This is a genomic window from Paenibacillus sp. FSL H8-0079, from assembly GCF_037991315.1.
Lineage (GTDB): Bacteria > Bacillota > Bacilli > Paenibacillales > Paenibacillaceae > Paenibacillus.
On sequence record NZ_CP150300.1, the window covers coordinates 1331617 to 1356641 of the forward strand.

The window sequence follows — 25025 nt, forward strand, 5'->3', positions numbered from 1 at the left end:
GAGAGAAGAGATGTATGGCGTATCCACCATGGCTGGACCCTTATGATGCAGAGCCGTTTATTCTGTTCTCCACTTCACATATCGTTTCCATTAGCTTAATTACAGCATTGATCCTCCTGATGTTTTTGCTTCGACACCATCTTCGGTCATGGTCAGAGAGGACACGCCGCACACTGCGGATTGTTCTAGCCTGTATCATGTTCGCTTGTGAAATTGTGCTGCAACTCTGGTATATGTATGGAGGGATATGGAGCCTGCAGACGTCTTTGCCACTCGAACTATGCAGTTTGTCTTTGTTATTATCGGGGGTATTATTACTCACACGCAGTCGTTGGTTACATTCTGCACTGTTATTCGCAGGCATCGCAGGAGCCCTTATGGCTATTCTGACGCCAAATCTGGGTTATGGTTACGCGCACTTTCGATTCATTCAATTTTTCGTCGCTCATGCCTGTATCATTTTGGCTTTACTCTACATGACGTGGGTGGAACAACTGCGACCTAGCTGGAGATCTGTGGCGGGTTCGATGATCTTTGTTAATGTAGCGGCACTCATTGTATACGTTGTGGATGTCTTGCTTGATGCGAATTACATGTTCTTGAGATACAAGCCGAGTACACCCTCGGTGTTGGATATGCTAGGTCCTTATCCCGTGTATATCCTTGGGGAAGAGATACTGGCGCTGGTCTTGTTCTCGCTGATGTACATTGTGCTTTTCGCCATCCCAGACCGTTTGAATCATCGTGTGAAAAAAGGTAAAAGCTCCTCGGTATAGTGGTGATCCTTGTAGTTGCGACTGTGTCGTATCATTATTCTTTATAAATAAAACATCCCGCAGTAATCTGAACGGATCAGATCGCTAGCGGGATGTTTGGGCGTTGTCCCTGAATGGGGGCCAACGCTTATTTATATTTTTATCCACGGAGCAGAGATTCCGCACCATCCACGTAGATTCGTGTACCCGTAACATGAGAGGCTTCATCGGAAGCGAGGAACAGAACGAGGTTCGCAACTTGCTTGGACGTTCCGGGTTCACCCTTAAGCGGATGTTCATGACCTTCAGGGAATTCAACGGGAATCTGTACTTCTTTCAGATCATCTGACGGATAGGTATTATCATCAATGTTGGTATCGATGGCACCTGGGCAGACGGCGTTTACACGGATCTTATAACGAGCCAGCTCCAGTGCAGCCATCTTGGTAAACGCAGTTTGTCCCGCTTTGCTGGAAGCGTATGCAGAGAACCCGATACCTGAGAAGACCCGGTTACCATTGATGGAACTGGTAATAATGATACTGCCGCCATGTTCTTTCAGATGGGGGATGGCATATTTGACGGTTGCGAAGGTTCCGCGCATATTGATCTCCATCGTCTGGTCCCAGTCCTCGATTTCCATCGTTTCAATCGGGGCCATCGTTCCATTAATGCCAGCATTCGCAAATATGATATCCAGTTTACCTGCTTCAGTCGCAGCCTGATTGATCGCCTTCTGCACATTGTCCGGTTTAGAGATATCACATTCGATCACATACGCTTCTCCGCCAGCCTTTTCAATGGTCTGTTTCGTTTCCTCTGCATTTTCGGGTGTACGATCCAGCATGTACACTTTGGCTCCGTGCTCGGCGAAACGAATGGCGGTAGCCTGACCAATACCCGATCCACCTCCGGTTACAATCGCTACTTTGCCTTCCAAACGTTGTTCTGTCATCTCTGATCCCTCCATCGTATAGATTATCGTTGTACCTTCTACTTCTACATACCCGGCTCAAGACTGGTGAATCAATATGTGTCTATATCAAAAAAACAGGCCCGCAACGCGGCCCTGTTCTGGGAGCAGATCATCTTCATGATCTGTCTGCTGTCATATTATTTTGGCATGTGAATGGTGGGAAACTCTCATTCAGGTCATGCCCAATACTTACTTATGTTTCTTCCAGTCTATTGTGCTGTTATTGAGCAAATATTCGAAGTCGTTATCCCGGCGCTTTTGCTCCGCTTGGCGAGCTTCTTCTGCTTGCTGACGTTCCTGCTCTTTAACTGCTGCTTCGGCAGCTTTTGCCTCATCTGCCTGAGCTTTCAGCTTCTCTAACACATCACTGCTAAGTAGATCTTTCAGTGTTGTGGGTTTATCCTGTGCTACTGCTGCTTTGGGTGCAGGAGTGCGTTTTTTGGATTTTGCCATAGGAAAATCTCCTTTCCAAACATGAATCAGGTTCCATTTATCATACAGTAGTCATAGTATATCAGGTTCCCGGAATTCATTCCATGAATCTGCGGAACAAAAGCAGGAAAACGGGGTATGCGTGACGAATGAAAACGGGTATAAAATCATATAATAATACCGATACTGCGACTATTCCCTGAAGAAAGGAGTCGTTGTTCGTGGAAGTAAACCGTAGTTTACTGAAAGGGCTTGCATGGGGCGTTGCCTTTAGCTTCCCGTTATGGATTGCGATTATCGGCTGGTTACGTTTGATGGGATGGATGTATTGAGGATGATGCCAGAAGAGGTCCTTTTTTATAAAGTTAGTTATGTAACCGCTATCATTAAATTCAATAAATAAAGCTCTGCCTTGCGACATTCGCATAGGTCAGAGCTTTTATTTGTTTAGCAGTTCATTAACTCATTAATGAGATATAAAAATGAGGTTTCATCTGTTTGGCTAAGCAGCTGATTAAGGCACTTTTACCGGCTCTGGATACTCCAGACCATGGGTATCTACCGTAACTTTTTTCATGACTTGATCGGCAACCGGTTTGTCAGCTCCACCTATTTCTTGAGCTGCTATACCATCAACGACTTCCATACCTTCTGTTACCTTGCCAAAGGTGGCATATGCGTTATCCAGGTAATCCGCGTCAGCTAGCATAATGAAGAATTGGGAGCCAGCAGAATCCAAATCATTTGTACGCGCCATGGAGATAACCCCACGCGTATGATTCAGGTGGTTTTTGTGACCATTAGATGTAAATTCACCCTTAATCGTGTATCCAGGGCCTCCTGAACCGTTGCCATCTGGATCACCACCCTGAATCATAAAGCCGGGAATGACCCGGTGAAAGATCAGGCCGTCATAAAAGCCCTGGTTCGCTAGTGAAATAAAATTGTTCACCGTATTGGGGGCAATTTCCGGATATAGCTCGATGACGATTTTCTGTCCATCCGCCATTTCAATGGTAGCTACCGGATTAGGGCCCGTTGGTTCAACAGGAGCCGGTGTTTCCGTAGCGCCACTGGAAGGGCGTCCACAACCACTAATGACGATAAGCAGCATCGCGAGAACCAGCGAAACCACAGTGTTTTTTCTCCACCGTAAAGACATGAAAACGTTCCTCCTTGCATCTCTGCATTATATATTTTCTCCAAATCATATTTGGATATTTACCCAACTATCATACCGTTTTTATGGACAGGATGGCAATGCAATACGTGTGGTTGTGGTGAACAAGGGATGGTCTTCGTGGAATCATGGGTGTAAAATAAGGAAAATGCTTCCGCATCGGGGACGACGGGTCTGTTCCGTCCGCTCCAATACACGGCAGTCCCGACGTCAGTAACGGAAAGGGCGTGCGGGTATATGAACTTCTCGTGGAAGCGCAATCTGGTGATTTTATGGATTGGTGTATTTTTTTGCAGCACCGCGTATTCGATCTCTATTCCATTTCTACCCCTGTTTCTAAGTTCCGATCTGGGGGTTCGTGATCATCTGGAGTTATGGGCGGGACTGGCTTTCGGCATTACATTTCTTGCGAGTGCGCTCGTGTCACCGTTCTGGGGATCACTGGCTGACAAATACGGGCGCAAGCCCATGCTCATCCGGTCAGGATACAGTCTTGCCGTCTTATATTTAATCAATTATTTCGTGCAGGACCCCTATTCGCTGATTGTTGTTCGATTGTTCCAGGGCCTGCTTGCAGGGTTTGTTCCAGCGGCGATTGCTCTTGTGGGCACGAATACACCTGAAGAGAAGACGGGGTATGCACTGGGCATCATGTCTACTGCGGGAGCCACAGGTGGTATTATCGGACCGTTAATCGGTGGCGTGGTGAGCCATTATTATGGGAACCGGAATGCATTTTTGTTTTCGGCCATTGTAGTGCTGGTCTCTGCGATCATCGCAACCTTCTGGGTAAAAGAAGAGAACTTCAACCGGAACAAGGCGCGTTCCCACGTCATGGATGACATTCGTGAAGCGAGAGCGAATCGCTTGTTTATGACGGTGCTTGGCATGATGGGCATATGTACATTCTCCGTCATGATTCTGGAGCCACTATTGACGGTCTACGTGATGGAGATGGGTATACAGCCTGATCGCGCCTCACTCAGCTCAGGTATTATTTTCTCAGCGGTAGGAGTAGCAACAGTTATTATGGCACCGCGTTGGGGCAAGATTGGTTCAAGGATTGGATACGGTAAAGTGCTGATCATTGGACTGGTTGGTGGGGCTGTAGGCAATCTTCTACAGTTCTTTACAACAGGTTATATCGGATTTGGCGTATTGCGATTTGTATATGGTTTATTCTTTGCGGCTGTATTTCCGGCGATTAACGCCATGATTGTGCAGGCTACTGCATCTAGTTTTAGAGGCAGGGCCTTTAGTTTGAATCAGTCCGCTGCCCAGATCGGGACGATGGCGGGGCCAATCATTGGTGGTGTTCTCGGCGGCTGGCTGCCGATTCGCTGGATTTTTATCATTAACGGAGTTGCGTTGTTAATCACTGCGATTGTGGCGAAGTGGTCGGGATTGGATCACAAACTGCCCGTGGCAAGTAAGGTTCCCGCTAAACGGTGAGCTGAAGTGCGAATAGAAAGTGAACTAAAAAAGAACGAAAAAGATGACGCTGTTGTTACAGACGTCATCTTTTTTAGGTCTATACGGATCTATATTGATTGGTTGTCCGAAGAGGGCTTACGGGAAGCCTTCTCTTTAGGAATGGCATGCTCAACCGCATCGCGTTGATCCTCATCCTCAAGTGCTTCGGGGAAGGAGTCCTCAGTGAAGAGTCCAAAGTCTGGATCAATATCCCGTTCGGTCACGAGATTATCCGGTTCATGCACATGCTTGTGGTGATCTTCCTTCATCGTGTATGCACCTCCTCGTTCAGGATGTCATCACAGCCGTTAGCGTCGCGGTGGAATGTCGTTCTCCGGCTTGGCATCCGCACCAGCACCATTGAGCAGATCGGTACCATGCAATGCATCCGGATCGGGTGCAGCAGGATCAACCGGACTGTTGGGTTGCAGAAGATCTGCATCCGGTACAGATTCCAGCGGTGTCTCAGCCAAACGTGAATCCAATTCCGGCTCGTCCACAGCGGTTGCGGCTACGGGTGCCAGATCCGAATCTTCCGTTACAATTCGTCTACCCGAAACTTCATCAAAGGTGTCCATATCGCCTTCTGGAACTTCCGTCTCTGGTGGAATATCGCGGGACCTTTGGTAACGGTCATAATAGCGGTCGCTCTCTTCGTTACTGATCGGTTTGTCAGACATGAGTAGCACTTCCTTTCATCTCGGTTTCTCAAAAGCTTCTTACCCCGTAGTTACCCAAAGCGCTAACGTTGTAATCTTGCACAGGTTATTATCCCCGGGTGTTTGCTACGATATGAATGCCTTAGAATTTGGGAAATACATACTTGACCAAGAAGTATAAGAATCCAAAAAAGATAATGATATACGCGGCATATTTAATAAATGTGGAAGCGACCATACTTGAATCTGATTTATGCTGAACATCCTTATGTTCCACCTCAACCGTACGATGTGGCTCATTCATTGGAATCATCTCCTTAGGGTGTGTGTTTGCTTTGAGAAACCATTACACCCGAAGCAACGGATTGAATCGCAGCTACCGTTTTTACAGCTTTTCCTCTTTTGGCTATGTTATGATGAAGTATGAATATGTAAGGGAGGGATTTCAAGTGGACTGGTTCACACTGGGCAATATGATCACACGCATCCGTATTGGGCAAAAGGCGTCCACACCCGGGTTCTCCCGTACCGTCATCCGTCGTCCGGATGGGTTGTTTTGGGTAGGCGGTATATGGTCCGGGCAAGTTGTCCAGCTAAGGGATTTCCTTTTTTCTGATATATGGACCATCTATGATGATGAAGAAACAGAGCAGTGGCTTGAATTCCGCAGTCAAGTTGAACAGAAGGAACGTGAAATGATAGAGAATCAGTTCGAAGATCTGCGTGATTGATTGAATGATTTTAACAATAAAATGGAAATAAAACTATAAATCGACTTAAATGTGAATTTCATTTTATCTCAAGAAGGTGACGTGACAAACGGTGGCGAATGATAGATGAGAGAATCTAAGATAGGGAAAATTAGAACTTTGAGGTGCTGTGAATGAAAAATGTGCCCAAAGCTATCGTCATCTTATGGATGAGTGTATTGATTATTCTAGGTATGCCGCATGGGATAGTCTTTGCAACTACAGGAGAGGTTCAACAGCCTGTATCCATTGCAGGATGGGAAGTAAAATGGGGGAACGTTGACGATCAGGGGTTCATCAGTGAAGTTAAGGGAGCAGACGAGATATGGGAAAAGCAGGGTGTCGATAAGTTAGAGTATAGCAGTACAGATCGATCGAGCTCCTTATGGACTCGCCTGACCATCCCTGTATTGACTGAGGAAAGTTCAGCCATTCGATTCGAGAACATTAAAGGCAATCATATTGTGATCTATCTGGAGGACCGCAAGGTCTACGAGAACTACCATTACAATTATGATAATAATGCTGTGTTGCTGCCCTTATCCAATGAGAATTCAGGTGACACGCTCTATGTATGGTCGCAAAATGAGAAAGGCCGTTTGGGCATACAAGGTACCGTTCAAGTTGGACCGTATGCCGCTTTACAGGAGAAATATATCCATAACGGGCTTATTGATGTCATCTTGGGCGCGACTTTTGTCTTCACAGCGATTACGATGCTGAGTTGTACGTTCTTTCTGGGCAAATTCCACAAGGGGTTGTGGATCTCGCTATGCATCGTGATGGGCTCCATCGGCACGATGATCATCACGTACTCGCAATTTTTATATACGTTCTACCAGGTATATGGTGACCTGTATTCGGTAGTCTTTGATCTGGCGATGCTATTGGGTATGCCAGCGCTCTGTTATTTCTTTGAACAGATTATCGGGCCAGGTCTGCATGGAATCTTCACCAAACTACGAAAAATACAATTCATATATTCAGTTGTTGCTGTGTTTTCTCTATTTATCTATGTTACTTCAGGCGGACAATGGGAGTTCCTCTACAATCTGCTCGTACAGCGTGTGGTTGGCATGGTGCTTGTCATCCTGCTGACAATTCTGTTGGTTGGTACCATCGCCAAAGCGCTACAACGAAACCGGGAAGCGATGCTGCTTGCGACAGGATTCGGTACATTTGCCTTGATCAGTGTGGCTGAATTGTTGTGGTACTATCAGCGGAGTGGTTCATATCATCTTTTATGGTGGAAATGGTCGATGGTTGCATTTGTGATCTCGTTGATTGCCATTCTCGGAAGTCGTTTTGCTGAAAAACATACCAAAGTGCTAGAGTACTCCAAAGAACTGGAGTTGTTCAACAACGAGTTGCAGCGATCTGAAAAGATGGAGATTATTAGCGAACTGGCTGCTTCCGTTGCCCATGAAGTACGTAATCCGCTTCAGGTGACAAGAGGGTTCCTTCAGCTCATGACAGAACAGGAAGACAACAAAAATAAGGGGTATGTTCGAATTGCGTTGGAAGAACTTGATCGGGCTTCCGGCATCATTACGGACTTTCTTACCTTTGCCAAACCTGAGTTTGACCACATTATCTCGCTCAATATCTCGGATGAATTCAATCATATCGAAGGTATTCTTGTACCGATGGCTAATCTCGAAGGTGGTAAAATCACCACCGACATTCCGCCAGATCTATATATTCGGGGCAATTCCTCGAAGTTCAAGCAAGCTTTTATCAATATTATCAAGAACAGTATTGAAGCTCTGCAGGGACAAGGCCAGATAGATATCTGGGCGTATAAGCAGGATGGAATGATTAAGGTGCATGTCAGGGATAACGGAGAAGGAATGGACGAGGAAGCACTCTCCCGGTTGGGCGAGCCTTATTTCTCCAACAAAATCAAAGGCACAGGCCTCGGCATGATGGTGACTTTCCGCATTGTTGAAGCGATGCAAGGACAGATCAGCTTTACAAGCACCAAAGGGGTAGGAACAGAAGCGGTTGTATCTTTCACCGAGTTCGTCGAATGACGGACTCACAGAAGGATACAACCGCTTTTTTTGTTCCTACCCCTGATGTCTTACATTACAAGACTAGCTCACCCGATTTAACTTCTCCAAGGTCCACAATTCACATCATAATTTACTTTGGAAGGGTTGGGAGGTATGACAAGAACATAGTCATTCTGCTGCTCCTCAACGGTACGTACCTGAATGTGCTCCGGAATTACGATGCCGAACGCTTCACGAAGCGCCTGCTTCGGATTGGAGTGCAATTGTTGTCTGAAGTGCTCGTCACTCCAAGCCTTTTCAATAATATCCTCATGCAACGTTTTCTCTGATACCATCATCGTCAACATTCCCTTCATATTTAAAATTAAACTGAATCAGCTTCATCCTTGTGCTCAGGATTCCAACTGTTGCTCGCTGATCCAGTGATGAAACCCGCCTTGGAGGAGCTGTTTCTTCCGTTGTGTAATGTCCTGAATAGCTTGTACTAAAGTACTGTATAAATAGGAATTAAACGTCTCAAGATGCGATATACCTGAGTTAGATGATGTTAATATACGATTATATTGATAAGCAATGTCTACGTAAGAGTTCATGAGTTGTGTATTGTATACATTGTCATGTATACGTTCGCTAAGAGGATGAGCGGGATAGTTGTGATTCAGTGCTTCGGATATGTGGGAGAGGTAGCTGTTGTAGTTTCCATGCACAGCATCTTGTTGCGTGTCTGTGAAGTCATCGGTCATCTGGAGTGTCATGAGTGTGATATTGATGCCAGAACACACCGGGATTATCCGGTCGGACTGTTTTTGCAGAAGCAGTGCACCCGTAGCTCCAATGAGCAGAGGAGCAGCCTTTTGCGCAATCAACAAGGGACTCTTTTGAAAATAATCAATGGAATGCTCACCCGTTACACTTACGGCCCAATCCACGACATATTGTCTGAAATAGATCCAGAATGTGGAGGAAGGATCGAATAATTCCGAGTAAGATTGAAGTGCATCCATGTAATATAAATTACCCACGGATAATTTCCATGTGGCATCCTCAGGTTGTTCATCCATTACGTCGTCCTGATTCAGAAAATATAACATGTGAATGAGGCAGGCTGTACTTAATTGGTGTGCTTTTTCTTGGGGTAGTTTGTCTGAGTGTTGCATCCAGAGTGGAATGATGTACCCGATGTAACTGTGTCCTGAATCTCGTAACAGCGGATTAACCGAATACAGTTGTTTCAATGCATATCCTGACAAGGGTTCGGGATATTTCCGTACGAGTTGTTCCGCTGAAGCAAACACGATCTCCAGATCGGATCTAAACGGATCTAACCATTCTCTTCGCATCGTTACATATCGTCCTTCCTGCGATAAGGTGATTCAGGACTGTTCAACTATATCAGTGTAAATAATATGTAGTTCAACTGATATAGATCATGAAGTTACACTCAGTATAGCGGAAATAAACTGAAAAAAATAGGATTTTTTGTGATCAATTGTGAGAAAAATGATGACTTTTTGTATTTTATGGCATAAAAAAGTGGATTTTAGGCTCAAACTAGGGAGGCATAGGATTTCGACATCGGAAAGGCGGCAGAAAAATGAACATGAAATGTAAAACATGGATAGCAGCCGGATTGGCAGCTATAGTCATAACAGCAGGAACTGGGCATGTGGCATTCGCTGATCCAGCACTTCGGATTGAGGAACATAACGATGCATCTAAAGCTTCTTCGTCCGCTAAACAAGCAAAACCATGCATGCAGGCAGGACACGGTTTGTTTATGATCGGTGAAACGGCAGACCTGCTGGGGATTGGTCTTCGGGATCTGAAAGCACAGATGGAGCTGGGCAAGACGTTGTCCCAGATTGCCAAAGAGCGTAAAGGACTTAGTGAGGAGCAGTTACTGCAGAAGTTGAAGCCTACATTGGCGCAGCGTCTGGATCAAGCCGTAGAAGAAGGTTGTCTCACCAAGGAACAAGCAGCAGCTACCAAGGCAGACATGGATACCAAGTTGAAAAAGGTCATCAATACCCCGCTTCGCGATTTGCGGCGTGAGTTTGCCCACCATGGCAAACGTTCCATGGTAGATAAGGGCGAAATTGCCCGTTTTATTGGAGTTACACCTGCTCAACTGCATGAGCAGCTTCAGGGAGGGAAGTCCCTGGCTGAGATTGCTCAGGCAAAAGGCATTAGCGAGACACAGCTGGTGGACAAGCTGAAGGAACAATTGACGGGTGATCTGAAGAGGTTTGTGAATCAGAAGGGCAATGCGCATCCAGCCCCAGGTCACCAAGAGCCTGTTCCCGGACGATCCACTTCGACCGAAGTAAAATAAAGAAGGGCGTCTCCATAAGGGGGACGCTCTTCTTGGTTCATAATGTCTCACTCGTTCCCGGACTACGAGTGTGGCGGGGTGACGGAGTTCGGTCAGGTGAATTTCTTTTGTCCGCAGCAGCAGATGAATTGGGGCTTAAACGTGGTTTACGCATTAACCCTACCGTGAAGCGGGAGCCAGGAAGTTTGGATAGTGTGCAACTGATCGCAAGGGCTATACCAACCGTCACAAGGAACGAGAGCAATGTTACAGGCAGATGCCATCCACTGAGTTGAAGCGGTCTCGTAACGTAAGCGATCGCGTAGATCACCAGTGCATGAACCAGATACCCGCCAAATGAATAGCGGCCAATCCAGGATAACAGGCGCTGAAACCGTGTATCTTTTCCCTGCATCAGTACAAGGAAACCATACAACATGAGCATCTGAGCCATAATGATGAGGAATGTGGTTGGTTTCAAATAAGTAGAGATATTCAAATTAACAACATCCCCGGACCCACGCAGCACATCGTATCCAAGCCAAATGTACATCCCTATAAACATACAGATCGTCCATGGCAATATCTTCGTGCTCCAACTCCTCCAGCTATCCACTGACCAGGCACACACGGCACCCAGTAAAAAGTAGAACCAGTACATGATCCATGAATAGGAACGATATTGCAGCAACGCGGACCAGGGCTCAGAAAGTGATTCTGTCCAGCCACCCATATTATAGTAGGACCATTTCATAAGCAGGGCGTAGAATGCTGCTGCAAAGAGAATTAGCGCCATAATGACTTGCATGGGCGTGAAACGTGAGGCGTTCTGAATACGCTTCTGAATGGCTTTCGCTCCCGCCAGGAACAAGGGAAACAGAATATAGAACTGAAACACCATAATGACAAACCAGAGATGATATCCCGTCTGCGGGACAAACAGTTCACGGACAAGACTGCGAAAGTCCGGTATGCCTGCAAGCCAGAACTGGGGGGTAAAGATACGGACAGAAAGCCAGTAGATGAGTGTCCATACGACAAACGGCATATAGATATCGCCAAATCGCTTTCGAATGAAGCGAGGATATTCCGGTTTGGTATTACGGTGATGGTAAAACAGCATTACACCTGATAGAAATACAAACGTTGGCGTACCGAATCGGGTCAGATGATAAATCATAGTCAGCATAATGGAATCCGGCTGCTCAATATCGGCACGATAGATATACTCAGCGATATTATGCTGCATGACGATCGCCAGAAAGGCAATGCCCCGCAGCTCGGTCCATTCCGCTATGCGCGGTTTTTTCACATGTAATCCTCCCTCCAGGAACCGGAGTTCATCATATAAGGGTACCTGTTAAACATTAAGGCTGCATTAAATGGAGAAAATAGGTACAAAAAAAGACGGCTTCGGCCGTCTTTTCTGTTGATATAATTCATGCTTGTTTTAGTTCTGCTCTTCTGATGATGGAGTCTCGGAGGACGTGGCATCTTCTTCAAACAGTTTCTGAATATAGGACTGGAGTTTGGTTACATCAACACCCAGTACCTGAGCTGAGCCAACGAGTTCATTGGTGAGCAGCTTGTTCGGTGGGATCTGTTGTTGATCGATATCGTTCACATGGATATCGAAGCCTAGTGATGCGAGTTTTAACATCTGGGTTGGACTAAGGTCCGTCTCAATATAGGGAGCGATGGCTTCCAGGATATCCGGGATTTTGAAGAGCGACGTGGTGCTCTGCATCTTCTTTGCCAGCTCAGTCATGAAGATCCGCTGCCGTTCGGTACGCGTAAAATCCGAGGTGGCATCATGCCGGAACCGAACATATTGAAGGGCGGTCTTGCCGTCCATATGTTGCAATCCTTTTTTCAAATCAATGTCGTACATATGTTTATCCGCTTTGCTAGTGTAATACATGTCTTTCTCCACATCAATCTCAATACCGCCTACCGCATCAACGAGTGCCATGAAACCTGTAAAGTCTGTGTAGACATAATGCTGAATGGGAATGCCGAGCAGATTACTGACGGTTTGTTTGGTCAGCTCCGCACCTCCGTAGGAAAAGGCTGCATTAAGCCTGCTCTTGCCATGCCCGGGAATCGCGACATAGGTATCACGCAGTACGGAGAACAGGTGGGCTTTCTTGGTGACCGGATCAATGGAAGCGACCATGACCGAGTCTGAACGTCCTGCATCATCACCTCTGGAGTCTCCACCAAGCAATAGTATGTTTACCCGTTCCTGGCCCTCCCATCTGGGAATCGTTGTCGTTGGAGTGTCTGAATCGCTGCCTGTGCCCGAAGAGGAAGAATCGGATGAAGTCCCGGAAGCAGTTGAGATGCTATTGGCAAAATGAACAATCGAATATCCGTAATATACAATGACACCTGTGACAGCAAGTGCCAGGGTCAGGGCTGTACCCCATAACCATTTTTTAAGCATAATCTTCACCTTTCTATGTTTGAACTGATATGTAACCCAAACTAGTTTAACAAAAAGAAAGCAAAATGTCCTCTTTGATTTCGTAACTTCGGTCGAGAGGTGGATTGTTTGACAAATAGTTAGTGTATATTTATTATGTAAAAAATAATCTTGTTTTGTGTAATGGAGGTATTAAAAGATAGTTATGAATCAATCCATATTTAATTGGATCAATCAGTTTGCAGACCGAATTCCGTTTCTGGACTGGTTTATGATTACATCTTCCGAGTATGCGGTTTGGATCATGATCGCACTGCTCGTTATTGTATGGTTTCTCGGCGATCCATCGAAACAGCGAATTGTTTTCTATGCCTGTGTAGCGTCCATCGTGGCGCTAGTGTTGGCCAAATGGGGGATATCGCCAGCAGTAGGCCATCCAAGGCCTTTTGTGGAAGGGCCAGTACATCAGCTGGTAGCCCATGTACCCGATCCTTCTTTTCCAAGTAAGCACGCTTCCTTTGTATTTGCTCTTGCTGCTGCTTCATTCTTCATTGGACGCCGCTTCGGGTTATGGATGCTGTTACTTGCTGTGTTGACAGGGGTATCTCGTGTATATGTAGGTGTGCATTATCCAGGAGATATTTTGGGCGGATTCCTTCTGGGCAGTCTGCTCAGTGTAATTCTGATTACGACCCGCAATTACACCAAGTCGATTCCCAACTTCTTCATTAACATACACCGACGTGTTTTTCGTTAGCGTCTGAACGTAATGTGTGGCGAAGACGTGATGGTTTTGTTCAATAAAGAAGTCTCTTATCTCTGGTTCTGCCAAAGATGGGAGACTTCTTTTGCGTTATATGCGGAGTTACATGAAATTTATAGAAATAGAATTCTAACATCTACAATTCATGACGATAGGTGTCGATATACTATAAATATGTATTATTTTGAGGAGTGGGACACATGGAAGAAACACGGGGAAACATGTTGGGGAAATTGAAGTTAACGATTCGAGGCAAGTTACTGACTGGTTTTCTGATAGTCGTGGCTTTGTTGATTATTGTAAGTAGTTATGCGTTAATACAGATCCACAATATGTCAGGTAAAGCGAATGAAGTGGATCAGACCTGGATGCCCAGTGTAACCCTGTTAGGCATGATGAATGGGGATGTCTCCGACGTAGAGCGGTTGGCGCTGGCAATTATTGTTGAGCAGGACGAAAACGAAACAACCAAGATGAATGAAGCGTTACAGCTTCTTCTCACCAAGATTGAGGATGAGCGCAAACAGTTGCTTACATACATTGCAGGCAGCGAAGAAGCACTTAAGTTATATAATGAGAACTTCAGTACGAATTATGATGCCTATGTGGCTAAAATGCCTGCATTCATCGAATTGGGTCTGGACAACGACTATGAGGGAGCCAGTAGACTTCATACCGAGGCCTATCCAATGTGGTACACAGCTAACGACACACTTGCCCAGTTGATTAACTTGAGCAATGAAGGATCGGAAGCGGCAACGAGTGAATCTGTTGTGTTGGCAGAGAATACATTCAATGTAATTTTGGCAGTGACCATTTTTGCATTCTTAGTTGCAGTATTTATTGCATTCTTCATTGCAAGCATCATCTCACGTCCAATCAAAAAAATGAATGAAGCAGCCATGGCTATCGCCAATGGTGATCTGACGGGTGAGACGATTGTACTGAAGAACAGGGATGAACTAGGAACGCTGGCGGCTTCTTTCAATACCATGAGTGGCAATTTACGCTCGATGATTGAATCGGTGTCAGTAACCTCTGAGCAGGTAGCGGCTTCATCGGAAGAGCTTCTTGCAAGTGCAGAGCAAAACACTCAAGCCTCGGAACAGATTTCAGAAACGGTTGAGGAACTGGCTGTGGGCACGTCAGATCAGGTGGATATTGTGAAGCGTTCTTCGCAGGCGATGAATGAGATGGCTCTCGGATCAGAACAGATTGCCGAGCTTGCTCAGAGTGTATCGGTATCGGCTGTAGATGCGGCGAATCAATCTTCTGAAGGAAACATGATTATTCAACAAGCGGTGGAACAGATGGGTTCTGTTCGAAATTCCATTGCTTCGCTGACAGAGCTGGTTACAGGGCTGGGAGAACGTTCAGCAGAGATTGGCACGATTACCGAGGTGATCAACAACATTGCCCGGCAGACCAATCTGCTTGCACTGAATGCAGCCATTGAAGCCGCACGAGCGGGAGAGCATGGACGTGGTTTCGCCGTCGTTGCGGGAGAAGTACGGAAGCTGGCTGAGGAATCCTCCACTTCTGCGCAAAGAATTACGGATCTCGTACAATTGATTCAGAAAGATACGGATCATGCTGTTCAGGCTGTTAAAGTGAACAGCAGTGAGACGGAAGCCGGAATCGAGATGGTTACTGCGGCAGGACAAGCATTCGAACAGATCTCGGATGCGGTCAACAAAGTAGCGGGTGAGATTCAGGAAGTATCTGCAGGTTCAGAGGAAATGTCGGCGAGTACAACTGAGGTTGTAGGATATGTGAGTCAGATCTCCAACATTGCCGGAGAAGCAGCAGGCGGGGTGCATAATGTATCTGCCGCAACCCAACAGCAGCTGGCTTCGATGGAAGAGATTGCATCATCCGCAGGTTCATTATCCAAGATGGCTGAGGAACTGCAGGAGCAAATCAACAAATTCAAAGTGTAACCAATGAGATGTCCTGACACATGGTGATGTGCAGGCATGCCCAGGCTGATGGTCAGAAATGTCATTTGGTTTGTGGTGCTGGTTATAGCAATGATAAGAAGCTGTTTCTCTAACACGCATATGCGTCAGAGAAGCAGCTTTTTTTGTCGCATGATGCCGAGCAGGTCACAACAATGTTATTTTAGAAGTCACCAACGCTTATATTGCAAGTTAAACAAAAGACTATAATGGTAATTAATGGTGGAAGTTACACGGAGTTACACCATGGGGAGGAGCGGATACCATTCGCAGTCCAGAGTAATGCATACGGAACATTCATGAAGAGGAGATGAATAGTTGAACATGAAGGGGAGCTGGTGGAGACGAGTCGCTATGATTGCGTTATCGGCAGGACTACTGGCAGGCAGTTTATCGATGGGTACTGGACTTCGTAAGGCGGATGCGGCCGCCGGAAACCAGAACTATGCTGAAGCACTGCAAAAGGCCATCTATTTCTATGAGGCGCAGCGTTCGGGTCCATTACCAGCGAACAATCGAGTCGAATGGCGTGGCAATTCGGGCATGCAGGATGGGGCTGATGTAGGTGTTGATCTGACCGGGGGATGGTATGATGCCGGAGATCATGTGAAATTCGGATTACCGATGGCGTATTCTGCTACCATGCTGGCCTGGTCCGTCGTGGAATACCGCGAAGGATATGAGCAGGCAGGGCAACTGGAGGAGATTAAGGATAATATCAAGTGGGCCACAGACTACTTTATGAAAGCGCATACGAAACCAAATGAATTATGGGGACAAGTCGGAGCCGGGAATACGGATCACGCCTGGTGGGGCCCGGCTGAAGTGATGCAGATGAACCGACCGGCCTTTAAGATTGATGCTTCCTGTCCGGGCAGTGACCTGGCGGGAGAAACTGCGGCATCACTGGCAGCTGCTTCGATTGTATTTGCCGATGATGATCCTGTGTATGCTGCGAAGTTGCTTCAACATGCGAAGGAACTGTATCACTTTGCTGATACTTACCGGGGGAAATACTCCGATTGTATTACTGATGCGCAATCGTTCTATAACTCGTGGTCCGGATATTATGATGAGCTGGCATGGGGTGGGGCATGGCTTTATTTAGCCACTAATGATAGCGCTTACTTGTCCAAAGCCATTGCGGCCACCAATCAGTGGTCTTCCAGTGGAGGTGCCGCCAATTGGCCATATACTTGGACACAAGGCTGGGATACCAAAAACTACGGTGCCCAGATTTTGCTGGCGCGTATTACGTCCAGTCTGAACATGCCGGAAGCTGCAAGCTTTATTCAATCTACCGAGCGTAACCTGGATTATTGGTCTGTCGGAACCAATGGACAGAGAGTCAGATACACACCAGGAGGTCTGGCTTGGCTGGATCAGTGGGGCTCGCTCCGGTATGCCGCCAATGCATCTTTTATCTCGTTTGTCTATTCCGACTGGGTTAGTGACCCTGTGAAAAAAGCAAGATATCAGGATTTTTCCGTCTCACAAATGAACTACATTCTGGGCGATAATCCACGTCAGAGCAGTTATGTGGTGGGATACGGGCAAAATGCACCCCAGCATCCACATCACCGGACCGCTCACGGATCTTGGGTGAACAATGAGGATGTCCCGACGAATCACCGCCATATTCTGTATGGTGCCATGGTAGGTGGCCCGGATACATCGGATGGGTATACCGATGATATCGGGGATTATGTGAGCAATGAGGTGGCAACGGACTATAACGCCGGATTCACTGGTGCGCTGGCCAAAATGAATCTGCTATTTGGTCAGAATCATCAGCCCCTTGCAAACTTCCCTGCACCTGAGGTGAAGGGTGATGAGTTCTTTGTAGAGGCTGCTGTTAAATCATCCGGTTCCAATTATACGGAAATCAGGGCACTGCTTAATAATCGTTCCGCTTGGCCTGCCCGTATGGGAGACCAACTGTCCTTTAAGTATTTCCTGGATTTGAGCGAGGTGTATGCTGCTGGACGCACTGTATCAGACGTGCAAGTGACAACCTCCTATACAGAGGGGGCGACGGTATCCCAACCGGTTGTGGTGAATGCAGCCCAGCATATCTATGCCATTACGGCGAACTTCGGTAATACGAAGATCTATCCGGGTGGAGAGGGGAACTATCGTAAAGAAGTGCAGTTTCGTATTACAGGCCCGCAGGGCGCATGGAATGCAAGCAATGATCATTCGTTCCAGACGTTGACTACAGGCAATCCTGTGAAGAGCGTATACCTTCCAGTCTATGATGCAGGGGTGAAGGTGTATGGACAGGAGCCTAGTGTTACACCGGTCACGGTTCCGGGCGCACCTGCTGGTGTGCAGGCTGTGGCAGGTAGCAATCAGGTTAGCTTGACCTGGGCTGCTGCATCCGGGGCCGAATCATATACGGTGAAACGTTCCGAGGTGAGTGGAGGACCGTATACATCTGTCGCTACGGGTGTCATTGGATTGACCTATACGAACACGGGACTGACGAACGGGAAGGCTTATTATTATGTGTTGACCGCCGTGAATGCTGCCGGGGAATCACCGGGTTCTGTACAGGTGTCGGCTACGCCGCAAACAGCAACGACGGTGCCGGGAGCACTGACTTTAAGTGGGACAGCTGGCAATGCGCAGTCGATCCTGACCTGGACAGCAGCTTCGGGTGCTACTAGCTATAAGGTGCAACGTTCGGTAGCAGGCGGGGCATATGCGGATGTGGCAACCGGATTGTCCGTGCTGACTTACGCCGATACGACAGCCGTGAATGGTACCACGTACAATTACCGGATTGCAGCAGTGAATGCGAACGGACAGACGCTGTCCAATGTCCTGGCACTGACGCCTTCTGCACCTCCGGTGACGACCGGTACACTCGAAGTGCAGTACCGCAGCGGAGGGTCCGCGAATGCGAGCAATGCGGTGACCCCGCAGTTCAACGTGAAGAATACCGGAACGCAGGCGATTGATCTCAGTACCGTGAAGATCCGATATTATTTCACCAAGGATGGTGCGGAGAACATGACCTTCTGGTGTGATTATGCCCAGATGGGTACGGCCAATATCGAAGGGACATTTGTCGCAGTGAATCCGGCGAAGGGTACAGCAGACACGTATCTGGAGATCAGCTTCAAGTCCGGAGCGGGCAGTTTGGCCGCGGGAGCAGAGACCGGCGTGATCCAGACACGCTTTTCCAAAAATAATTGGAGCAATTTCGATCAAAGTAATGACTATTCCTATGACGCTAACAAGACGGCCTTTACGGCTTGGAGCAAGGTAACCGGGTATCAGGGAAACACTAAAGTATGGGGCTTGGAGCCGTAACTGACTGAATTTCATAAGTCGAAGAGCAGCATGGGCAGACCCAAACAACAGCGTTTATATTTAATTTCCACTATTCCAGGGAGGTATATATTCATGTTGAAATCAGCTGCGAAAAAAAGTTTAACAGCCATGCTGGCGGGAACCGTCATGTTGACCGGATACACCGGACTCTGGGCAGGGCCGCAAACGGCACATGCCGCAGATCAGGCCATCGAGATTCAGTCAGACAGCATTAATGAAACCCGGTTTTTGCAATTATATGATCAGTTGAAAGATCCGGCGAACGGATATTTTTCTCCAGAGGGCATTCCGTATCACTCCATTGAAACGCTGCTCAGCGAGGCTCCGGATCATGGGCACATGACGACATCAGAGGCGTATAGTTACTGGCTATGGCTGGAGACAATGTACGGTCACTACACGGGGGATTGGTCCAAACTGGAAGCGGCATGGGATAGTATGGAAAAATACATTATCCCGGTCAATGAAGGCGATGGCAATGAAGAGCAACCTACCATGAGTTATTACAATCCGAATAGCCCTGCCACGTATGCAGCGGAAAAATCTTTCCCGGATCAATATCCATCGGCGATTAATGGACAATATGCAGCAGGGAAGGACCCGCTGGATGCGGAGTTTAAAGCAGCTTATGGGAACAATCAGACCTATCTGATGCACTGGTTGCTGGATGTGGATAACTGGTACGGGTATGGGAACCTGTTGAATCCATCTCATACGGCTGCTTATGTGAATACGTTCCAGCGTGGGGAGCAGGAGTCCGTGTGGGAAGCGATCCCGCATCCGTCTCAGGATAATAAAACATTTGGGAAGCCGAACGAAGGATTCATGAGCCTGTTCACGAAAGAAACGCAGGTACCATCAGCGCAGTGGCGTTATACAAATGCAACCGATGCAGATGCACGTGCAGTACAGGTGCTGTACTGGGCGAAGGAGATGGGATACACCAATACGGCGTATCTGGATAAGGCGAAGAAGATGGGCGACTATCTGCGATATGGGATGCACGACAAGTACTTCCAGAAGATCGGCAGTGCGAAGAACGGTACACCAACTCCGGGTACAGGCAAGGATTCCAACATGTATCTCATGGCCTGGTATACGTCATGGGGCGGTGGCTTGGGTCAAGGTGGGGATTGGGCTTGGCGCATTGGTGCAAGTCATACGCATCAGGCATATCAAAATCCGGTCGCGGCATATGCCTTGTCTGATCCGGCAGGTGGCCTGATCCCCAAATCAGCTACAGCAAAGGCAGACTGGAATGCATCCTTGAAGCGTCAACTGGAGTTCTACACATGGTTACAATCCCATGAAGGAGCGATTGGCGGGGGAGCAACGAACAGTCTGGATGGTTCATACAAAGCCTATCCGGCAGGCGTAAGTACATTCTATGATATGGCTTATCAGGAGGCCCCTGTATATCGTGACCCGGATTCCAACACATGGTTTGGATTCCAAGCATGGTCGCTGGAACGTGTAGCTGAAATGTATTATATTCTCGCTGAGAGTGGAGATCTGAGTTCCGAGAACTTCCAGATGGCCAAAAAAGTCATTACCAAGTGGATCGACTGGTCCAAGGATTATGTATTTGTAGATGAGCGTCCAGTGACGGATGCCCAAGGGTACTATCTGAACGCAGCAGGAGGGCGAATTCTTGGTGGTCTGAATGCCCAGGTGGCGACAACTCCAGCCCCAGGAGAGTTCTGGATTCCAGGCAGTCAGGAGTGGCAGGGTCAACCGGATAAATGGAATGGCTTCAGTTCCTTTACGGAAAATCCGAACTTCCGTGTGGTCACCAAAGATCCTGCGCAGGATACAGGGGTTCTGGGAAGTTACATTAAGGCACTGACTTTCTTTGCCGCAGGAACCCAGGCAGAGAATGGAACGCTCAGTGCCAAAGGTCAGGAAGCGAAGGATCTGGCTGAGACACTGCTGGATACGGCGTGGGATTACAATGATGGCGTGGGGATTGTAACGGAAGAAGTGCGTAAAGACTACTTCCGCTTCTTCGCGAAGGAGATCTATATCCCGGCGAACTGGTCTGGAACCTTTGGTCAAGGCAACACGATTCCAGGCACAGCAGGTGTACCTTCTGATCCGGCAAAAGGTGGCAACGGCGTATACATTGGATACTCCGATCTGCGTCCAGCTATTAAGCAAGATCCGGCATGGGCTTACCTGGATAATCTGTACAAAACGTCGTATAATCCGACAACGAAAACATGGGAAAATGGCGCACCGACCTTTACGTATCACCGTTTCTGGTCACAGGTGGATATGGCTACAGCGTACGGCGAGTATGATCGTCTCCTCGGAGATTCTGATAGTCCGGAAGTGGAAGTACCCGCTGCTCCTGCTGGTGTAACAGCAACTGGAGGAAGCGAGCAAGTGGTTCTGAATTGGAACGCAGCCGCTGGTGCAGCCACGTATACCGTGAAACGTGCAGAAGTGAACGGTGGTCCTTATACGCCTGTAGCGACAGGGGTCACAGGATCAACATTCACGGACACAGGCTTGATCAACGGCACAACGTATTATTATGTCATCACGGCGGTGAATGCCGTAGGTGAGTCCGCACCGTCAACACAGGCATCTGCAACACCACTGGCAGGTATCATTGTGCCAGGCGCTCTCACCCTTTCAGGAACAGCTGGTAATGCTCAGGCAGTACTGACATGGACAGCATCGACTGGAGCAGCGACTTACAAAGTACAACGTTCGGTGGGTAGCGGACCATATGCGGATCTGGCAACAGGTTTGACCGCACTGACGTATACCGATGCTACAGCGGTGAATGGTACGGCTTACAATTACAGAGTTGTTGCCATTAATACGAGTGGTCAGACAAATTCGAATGTACTGGTGCTGACACCATTAGCACCTCCAGTTACAACGGGAACACTTGAAGTACAATACCGTAATGGTAGTTCAGGAACTTCGGGCAATGCGATTACACCACAGTTTAACGTGAAGAATACGGGCACAACGGCTGTGGACTTGAGCAAAGTGAAGGTCCGGTATTATTTCACCAAGGACAGTGCCGCTGATCTGAGTTTCTGGTGTGATTATGCACAGATTGGCAGTGGTAACGTGGAAGGACATTTTGTTTCCGTAGATCCGGCCAAGGGCACGGCAGATACGTATCTGGAGATTGGATTCAAACCGGGTGCTGGCAGCTTGGCTGCGGGTGCCGAGACTGGAATCATCCAGGGACGTTTTTCGAAAAACAACTGGACGAATTTTGATCAAACGAATGATTATTCCTTTGATTCCACCAAAACGGCTTTCAGTGCCTGGACGAAAGTGACAGCTTATCAGGATGGCGCCAAGGTATGGGGGATTGAACCTTAAACGAGCTGTTCAACTAGCCGTCGGGTAATGATACGAACGATACAGGTTAAGCCCGGGAGAAATCCCTGGCTTTTTCTTTTTTTTTATAAAATACTTCAAATTTGAATGATCTTGACCGAAGAATATAAAGGGTAATTATGTAAGTAATTCAACTATTTTAAATGAGAGGAAGGTAGAGTATGTTTAATGTTTTTGGGAAAAAGATTCGAATCAGCTTGTTGCTTACCATTGTTATTACGTTTGTTCTTCAGGATTTCACAGGAGGTATCCACGTCGCGGAAGCAGCGGGTAACGTCATTAAAGCCACGGACTTAGGCGTGAAGGTCAACTCCAAATCTTCACAAACGAAGGAAATTCAAAATGCATTGAAGTATTTCTATGACCGGGGCGTAGAGGGAACGGTTCATTTTCCAAAAGGGACATATCTGGTAGACGAATCCATTCGTCTATATGCAGGAGTAAGTCTGTCCGGTGACGGAATAGGGCAAACGATATTTAAGAAAACCGGATCAGCGGGCCAATATGTCATTGGTAACCCCATTCTGCGCAACAATGATGCACGTCTTAACATCAAGTTATCCGATATCACCATCGACGCAGATCGTACGAATCGCGAGGCCCGTGGGGAGAGTCAGGTAGGCGGAATCATTATGGATATGGCTGTCTCTCACCTCACACTGGATCGTATCGAGATTCGGGATACAACGATTGGTGCACTACTTCGCAGAACGAAGGATTCGGAGATTATCAATAGCCGTTTTGACCGGAACAATGGACATGCCATTGCGACAGGACACGAGAGTTATCCAGCAGGTGAGTTCACGAATGTAAAAATTATGAATAACCAAATTACCAATTCAGGTGGGGGCAGTGGTATCAATCTATCACGTGCAACCTTCACAACGGTATCCGGGAATCAGATTATTAATAAAACTCATCAAACGGATGGGTACGCAGGTATTCGCATTCCCAATGAAGGTGCCAACAACACGATTAATAACAATGTGATTGAGAATTATCCGCGTGGAATCTTTGTGCTGACGGGTGCGACAGGCAACCAGATATACGAAAACACGATTATTAATGCATCCTTGCAGGCTATTCTGGTCGAATCGAACAACAATACATTCACGAGCAATACCATTTTCCAAAGAAACGCTGCGCTGAAACCCGATGCAATCATTCGACTGGCTAATGCCAACAACAACAAGCTCATTGGTAACGAGATGACGACGAACGCTGGGTTTTCCGGGATTGGCATACGTACCACTGCATCTAGCAACAATGAGATCCGAAATAATGTAACCGACACCGCTGGCAAATCGATCAGTATCGAGGGTGGAAGCAAAAATGTGAACACGGGGAACCGTAATCGGTAAATGAACCATAGTAATGTTTACCATATTTGCGATATTAAACATTAAAAACTAGTTCTTATGACGCATGTCCTGGATGAGAATTGGCCTAGCTCTTATACCGTGGAAAAATGAAGTATATCAAATAGTTACAATAATTTAACCTTTGAAAAAGAAGGGATCAGCAGTGTTTTTTACCAGCAGCTGATGGACAGACCCTGATACTTAGTGCTCAAGTGTGCCTATATCAATACAGGACTTTCGACTGATGAACGTTATGGATAGCCCGTTTACAATGAGGCAAGCCCGGGAGAACCAAGCCAGGTTAAAATTCTGTAACATCAGGGGGAACTCGACATCATGAACTGGAAGAAAACCATTATTACGGCAAGTGTCACAGCAACGATGCTGATGGGAAGTCTGACGACAGGAGCACTAACGGCACAGGTATCGGCAGCTGCTGTTAACAATTCACAAGTAAAAGTAATCTGGGGCGTAAACCTGCGCACATCACCTACTTCTTCTGCGAAGATTGTTCGCATGGTCGCTAAAGGGGAAACGGTAACGGTGCTTCAGCAATCCGGTTCGGATTGGTATAAGATTAAGGATTCTGCTAACCGGACAGGCTACATATCTTCTTCATCCAAATACACACAAGCTGTTAGTGGTAGCACAAGCGGATCGGGTTCAAATAGTGGTACATCGGAAACCGGCAATGCGTCTGTGGAAAAAGTGATTGCGGCGGGAATGAAATATTGGGGTACACCGTATGAATTCGGAGCGAGTCGTAACAGTACAGCTACTTTTGACTGTTCCAGCTTTGTACGTCAGGCCTTCATCGATGCACTTGGCATCAAGCTTCCAGCGGATTCTCGCAAACAAGGAGCCTATGTGAAGGAAAAGGGTGCGGTTCAGACCAACTGGAAAAACCTGAAACGCGGCGATCTGATGTATTTCATGTCGTATAAAGGTAGCTCTGCGTCATCGTATTCCAGCGTTAATAAATCTAGCGCAACCATTACCCACACAGGGATTTACCTGGGCGACGGCAAGGTATTACACACATATTCCAACGCCGGCGGTGGTGTAACAACTAGTGATATCTCCGGCAAACACTGGGAGTATCGCTTCCTGTTTGGTGGCAGTGCGCTGTAGGTTAGAATAAGGAACTTCTTAAGATATTCCGCGGATGTTCTACGATATTTTGCAAATGTTCATATGCATATAAAACACCTTCCATTCTGCCTTTGACGGGCGAGTGGAAGGTGTTTTTGTGTTATTTATTAT

At 47.1% G+C, this 25025-nt stretch carries 21 protein-coding genes; 11 read left to right on the forward strand and 10 right to left on the reverse strand.

The annotated features are described in order from the left end of the window. Positions 1–14: 14 nt before the first annotated feature. The gene (locus tag MHI06_RS05790; protein ID WP_340400792.1) at positions 15–776 is read left to right on the forward strand and encodes a TIGR02206 family membrane protein; all 762 of its coding nucleotides are present in this window, start codon (positions 15–17) and stop codon (positions 774–776) included. Positions 777–915: 139 nt separating this feature from the next. Here MHI06_RS05790 and MHI06_RS05795 read toward each other — a convergent pair whose 3' ends face one another. The 3 genes from MHI06_RS05795 to MHI06_RS05805 all read right to left on the reverse strand — a co-directional run bounded on the left by MHI06_RS05795 (position 916) and on the right by MHI06_RS05805 (position 3325). Continuing rightward, positions 916–1710, reverse strand: coding sequence for an SDR family NAD(P)-dependent oxidoreductase (locus MHI06_RS05795; protein WP_340400793.1), 795 nt, complete (start codon positions 1708–1710; stop codon positions 916–918). Between the two features lie 210 nt (positions 1711–1920). Further along, positions 1921–2184: a YqkE family protein gene (locus MHI06_RS05800; protein ID WP_169480271.1), complete on the reverse strand. Its 264-nt coding sequence runs from the start codon at positions 2182–2184 to the stop codon at positions 1921–1923. 493 nt (positions 2185–2677) lie between these two features. Beyond that, positions 2678–3325, reverse strand: coding sequence for a peptidylprolyl isomerase (locus tag MHI06_RS05805; RefSeq protein ID WP_211175596.1), 648 nt, complete (start codon positions 3323–3325; stop codon positions 2678–2680). A gap of 255 nt (positions 3326–3580) precedes the next feature. Here MHI06_RS05805 and MHI06_RS05810 point away from each other — a divergent pair, with 255 nt between their 5' ends. Then, positions 3581–4795 carry an MFS transporter gene (locus tag MHI06_RS05810; RefSeq protein ID WP_340400794.1) on the forward strand — a complete coding sequence of 405 codons (1215 nt, stop codon included), beginning with the start codon at positions 3581–3583 and terminating at the stop codon, positions 4793–4795. An 89-nt stretch (positions 4796–4884) separates the two neighbouring features. On the opposite strand, the gene MHI06_RS05815 is transcribed toward MHI06_RS05810, so the two are convergent. From MHI06_RS05815 to MHI06_RS05825, 3 genes are all read right to left on the reverse strand, one after another. Continuing rightward, positions 4885–5085 (reverse strand): hypothetical protein, encoded by a 201-nt coding sequence (locus MHI06_RS05815; RefSeq protein WP_340400795.1) that lies wholly within the window; start codon positions 5083–5085, stop codon positions 4885–4887. A gap of 39 nt (positions 5086–5124) precedes the next feature. Then, positions 5125–5496, reverse strand: coding sequence for a hypothetical protein (locus MHI06_RS05820; RefSeq protein WP_145146336.1), 372 nt, complete (start codon positions 5494–5496; stop codon positions 5125–5127). A 121-nt stretch (positions 5497–5617) separates the two neighbouring features. Beyond that, positions 5618–5779, reverse strand: a complete 162-nt coding sequence (locus MHI06_RS05825) for a hypothetical protein (protein ID WP_017690239.1) — start codon at positions 5777–5779, stop codon at positions 5618–5620. A 145-nt stretch (positions 5780–5924) separates the two neighbouring features. Between MHI06_RS05825 and MHI06_RS05830 the strand changes: the two genes are divergently transcribed. Then, positions 5925–6206 (forward strand): hypothetical protein, encoded by a 282-nt coding sequence (locus tag MHI06_RS05830; RefSeq protein ID WP_062832955.1) that lies wholly within the window; start codon positions 5925–5927, stop codon positions 6204–6206. A gap of 152 nt (positions 6207–6358) precedes the next feature. Next, positions 6359–8257 (forward strand): HAMP domain-containing sensor histidine kinase, encoded by a 1899-nt coding sequence (locus MHI06_RS05835; protein WP_340400796.1) that lies wholly within the window; start codon positions 6359–6361, stop codon positions 8255–8257. A gap of 77 nt (positions 8258–8334) precedes the next feature. Here the strand turns inward: MHI06_RS05835 and MHI06_RS05840 are convergent, their stop codons facing one another. Next, entirely contained in the window at positions 8335–8577 is a 243-nt protein-coding gene (locus tag MHI06_RS05840; RefSeq protein WP_211175595.1) for an NHLP leader peptide family RiPP precursor, read from the reverse strand. Positions 8578–8631: 54 nt separating this feature from the next. Next, positions 8632–9579, reverse strand: a complete 948-nt coding sequence (locus MHI06_RS05845) for a hypothetical protein (RefSeq protein ID WP_340400797.1) — start codon at positions 9577–9579, stop codon at positions 8632–8634. Between the two features lie 254 nt (positions 9580–9833). Here MHI06_RS05845 and MHI06_RS05850 point away from each other — a divergent pair, with 254 nt between their 5' ends. Next, positions 9834–10571, forward strand: a complete 738-nt coding sequence (locus MHI06_RS05850) for a hypothetical protein (RefSeq protein ID WP_340400798.1) — start codon at positions 9834–9836, stop codon at positions 10569–10571. A gap of 37 nt (positions 10572–10608) precedes the next feature. Here the strand turns inward: MHI06_RS05850 and MHI06_RS05855 are convergent, their stop codons facing one another. Beyond that, positions 10609–11862 (reverse strand): acyltransferase, encoded by a 1254-nt coding sequence (locus MHI06_RS05855; RefSeq protein WP_340400799.1) that lies wholly within the window; start codon positions 11860–11862, stop codon positions 10609–10611. A gap of 138 nt (positions 11863–12000) precedes the next feature. After that, positions 12001–12996, reverse strand: a complete 996-nt coding sequence (locus tag MHI06_RS05860; RefSeq protein ID WP_340400800.1) for an LCP family protein — start codon at positions 12994–12996, stop codon at positions 12001–12003. A 184-nt stretch (positions 12997–13180) separates the two neighbouring features. Between MHI06_RS05860 and MHI06_RS05865 the strand changes: the two genes are divergently transcribed. The 6 genes from MHI06_RS05865 (at position 13181) to MHI06_RS05890 (ending at position 24893) form a co-directional block, all read left to right on the forward strand. Then, positions 13181–13732: an undecaprenyl-diphosphatase gene (locus MHI06_RS05865; protein ID WP_340400801.1), complete on the forward strand. Its 552-nt coding sequence runs from the start codon at positions 13181–13183 to the stop codon at positions 13730–13732. 206 nt (positions 13733–13938) lie between these two features. Then, positions 13939–15678 (forward strand): methyl-accepting chemotaxis protein, encoded by a 1740-nt coding sequence (locus tag MHI06_RS05870; RefSeq protein ID WP_340400802.1) that lies wholly within the window; start codon positions 13939–13941, stop codon positions 15676–15678. A 342-nt stretch (positions 15679–16020) separates the two neighbouring features. Next, positions 16021–19014, forward strand: a complete 2994-nt coding sequence (locus tag MHI06_RS05875; protein ID WP_340402060.1) for a glycoside hydrolase family 9 protein — start codon at positions 16021–16023, stop codon at positions 19012–19014. 93 nt (positions 19015–19107) lie between these two features. After that, entirely contained in the window at positions 19108–22383 is a 3276-nt protein-coding gene (locus MHI06_RS05880; protein ID WP_340400803.1) for a glycoside hydrolase family 48 protein, read from the forward strand. 179 nt (positions 22384–22562) lie between these two features. After that, positions 22563–23762, forward strand: coding sequence for a glycosyl hydrolase family 28-related protein (locus MHI06_RS05885; RefSeq protein WP_340400804.1), 1200 nt, complete (start codon positions 22563–22565; stop codon positions 23760–23762). Positions 23763–24098: 336 nt separating this feature from the next. After that, on the forward strand, positions 24099–24893 hold the full coding sequence (locus MHI06_RS05890) for an SH3 domain-containing C40 family peptidase (RefSeq protein ID WP_340400805.1): 795 nt from the start codon (positions 24099–24101) through the stop codon (positions 24891–24893). Positions 24894–25025 lie beyond the last annotated feature (132 nt).

Excerpts from the sequence above, each read along its gene's own strand:
- MHI06_RS05845 (WP_340400797.1), bottom strand. The coding sequence starts at position 9,579 with ATGCGAAGAGAATGGTTAGATCCGTTTAGATCCGATCTGGAGATCGTG.
- MHI06_RS05805 (WP_211175596.1), bottom strand. The coding sequence starts at position 3,325 with ATGTCTTTACGGTGGAGAAAAAACACTGTGGTTTCGCTGGTTCTCGCG.
- MHI06_RS05825 (WP_017690239.1), bottom strand. The coding sequence starts at position 5,779 with ATGAATGAGCCACATCGTACGGTTGAGGTGGAACATAAGGATGTTCAG.
- MHI06_RS05860 (WP_340400800.1), bottom strand. The coding sequence starts at position 12,996 with ATGCTTAAAAAATGGTTATGGGGTACAGCCCTGACCCTGGCACTTGCT.
- MHI06_RS05790 (WP_340400792.1), top strand. The coding sequence starts at position 15 with ATGGCGTATCCACCATGGCTGGACCCTTATGATGCAGAGCCGTTTATT.
- MHI06_RS05835 (WP_340400796.1), top strand. The coding sequence starts at position 6,359 with ATGAAAAATGTGCCCAAAGCTATCGTCATCTTATGGATGAGTGTATTG.
- MHI06_RS05865 (WP_340400801.1), top strand. The coding sequence starts at position 13,181 with ATGAATCAATCCATATTTAATTGGATCAATCAGTTTGCAGACCGAATT.
- MHI06_RS05850 (WP_340400798.1), top strand. The coding sequence starts at position 9,834 with ATGAACATGAAATGTAAAACATGGATAGCAGCCGGATTGGCAGCTATA.
- MHI06_RS05815 (WP_340400795.1), bottom strand. The coding sequence starts at position 5,085 with ATGAAGGAAGATCACCACAAGCATGTGCATGAACCGGATAATCTCGTG.
- MHI06_RS05840 (WP_211175595.1), bottom strand. The coding sequence starts at position 8,577 with ATGATGGTATCAGAGAAAACGTTGCATGAGGATATTATTGAAAAGGCT.
- MHI06_RS05890 (WP_340400805.1), top strand. The coding sequence starts at position 24,099 with ATGAACTGGAAGAAAACCATTATTACGGCAAGTGTCACAGCAACGATG.
- MHI06_RS05820 (WP_145146336.1), bottom strand. The coding sequence starts at position 5,496 with ATGTCTGACAAACCGATCAGTAACGAAGAGAGCGACCGCTATTATGAC.
- MHI06_RS05880 (WP_340400803.1), top strand. The coding sequence starts at position 19,108 with ATGTTGAAATCAGCTGCGAAAAAAAGTTTAACAGCCATGCTGGCGGGA.
- MHI06_RS05875 (WP_340402060.1), top strand. The coding sequence starts at position 16,021 with ATGAAGGGGAGCTGGTGGAGACGAGTCGCTATGATTGCGTTATCGGCA.
- MHI06_RS05870 (WP_340400802.1), top strand. The coding sequence starts at position 13,939 with ATGGAAGAAACACGGGGAAACATGTTGGGGAAATTGAAGTTAACGATT.
- MHI06_RS05800 (WP_169480271.1), bottom strand. The coding sequence starts at position 2,184 with ATGGCAAAATCCAAAAAACGCACTCCTGCACCCAAAGCAGCAGTAGCA.
- MHI06_RS05795 (WP_340400793.1), bottom strand. The coding sequence starts at position 1,710 with ATGACAGAACAACGTTTGGAAGGCAAAGTAGCGATTGTAACCGGAGGT.
- MHI06_RS05885 (WP_340400804.1), top strand. The coding sequence starts at position 22,563 with ATGTTTAATGTTTTTGGGAAAAAGATTCGAATCAGCTTGTTGCTTACC.
- MHI06_RS05810 (WP_340400794.1), top strand. The coding sequence starts at position 3,581 with ATGAACTTCTCGTGGAAGCGCAATCTGGTGATTTTATGGATTGGTGTA.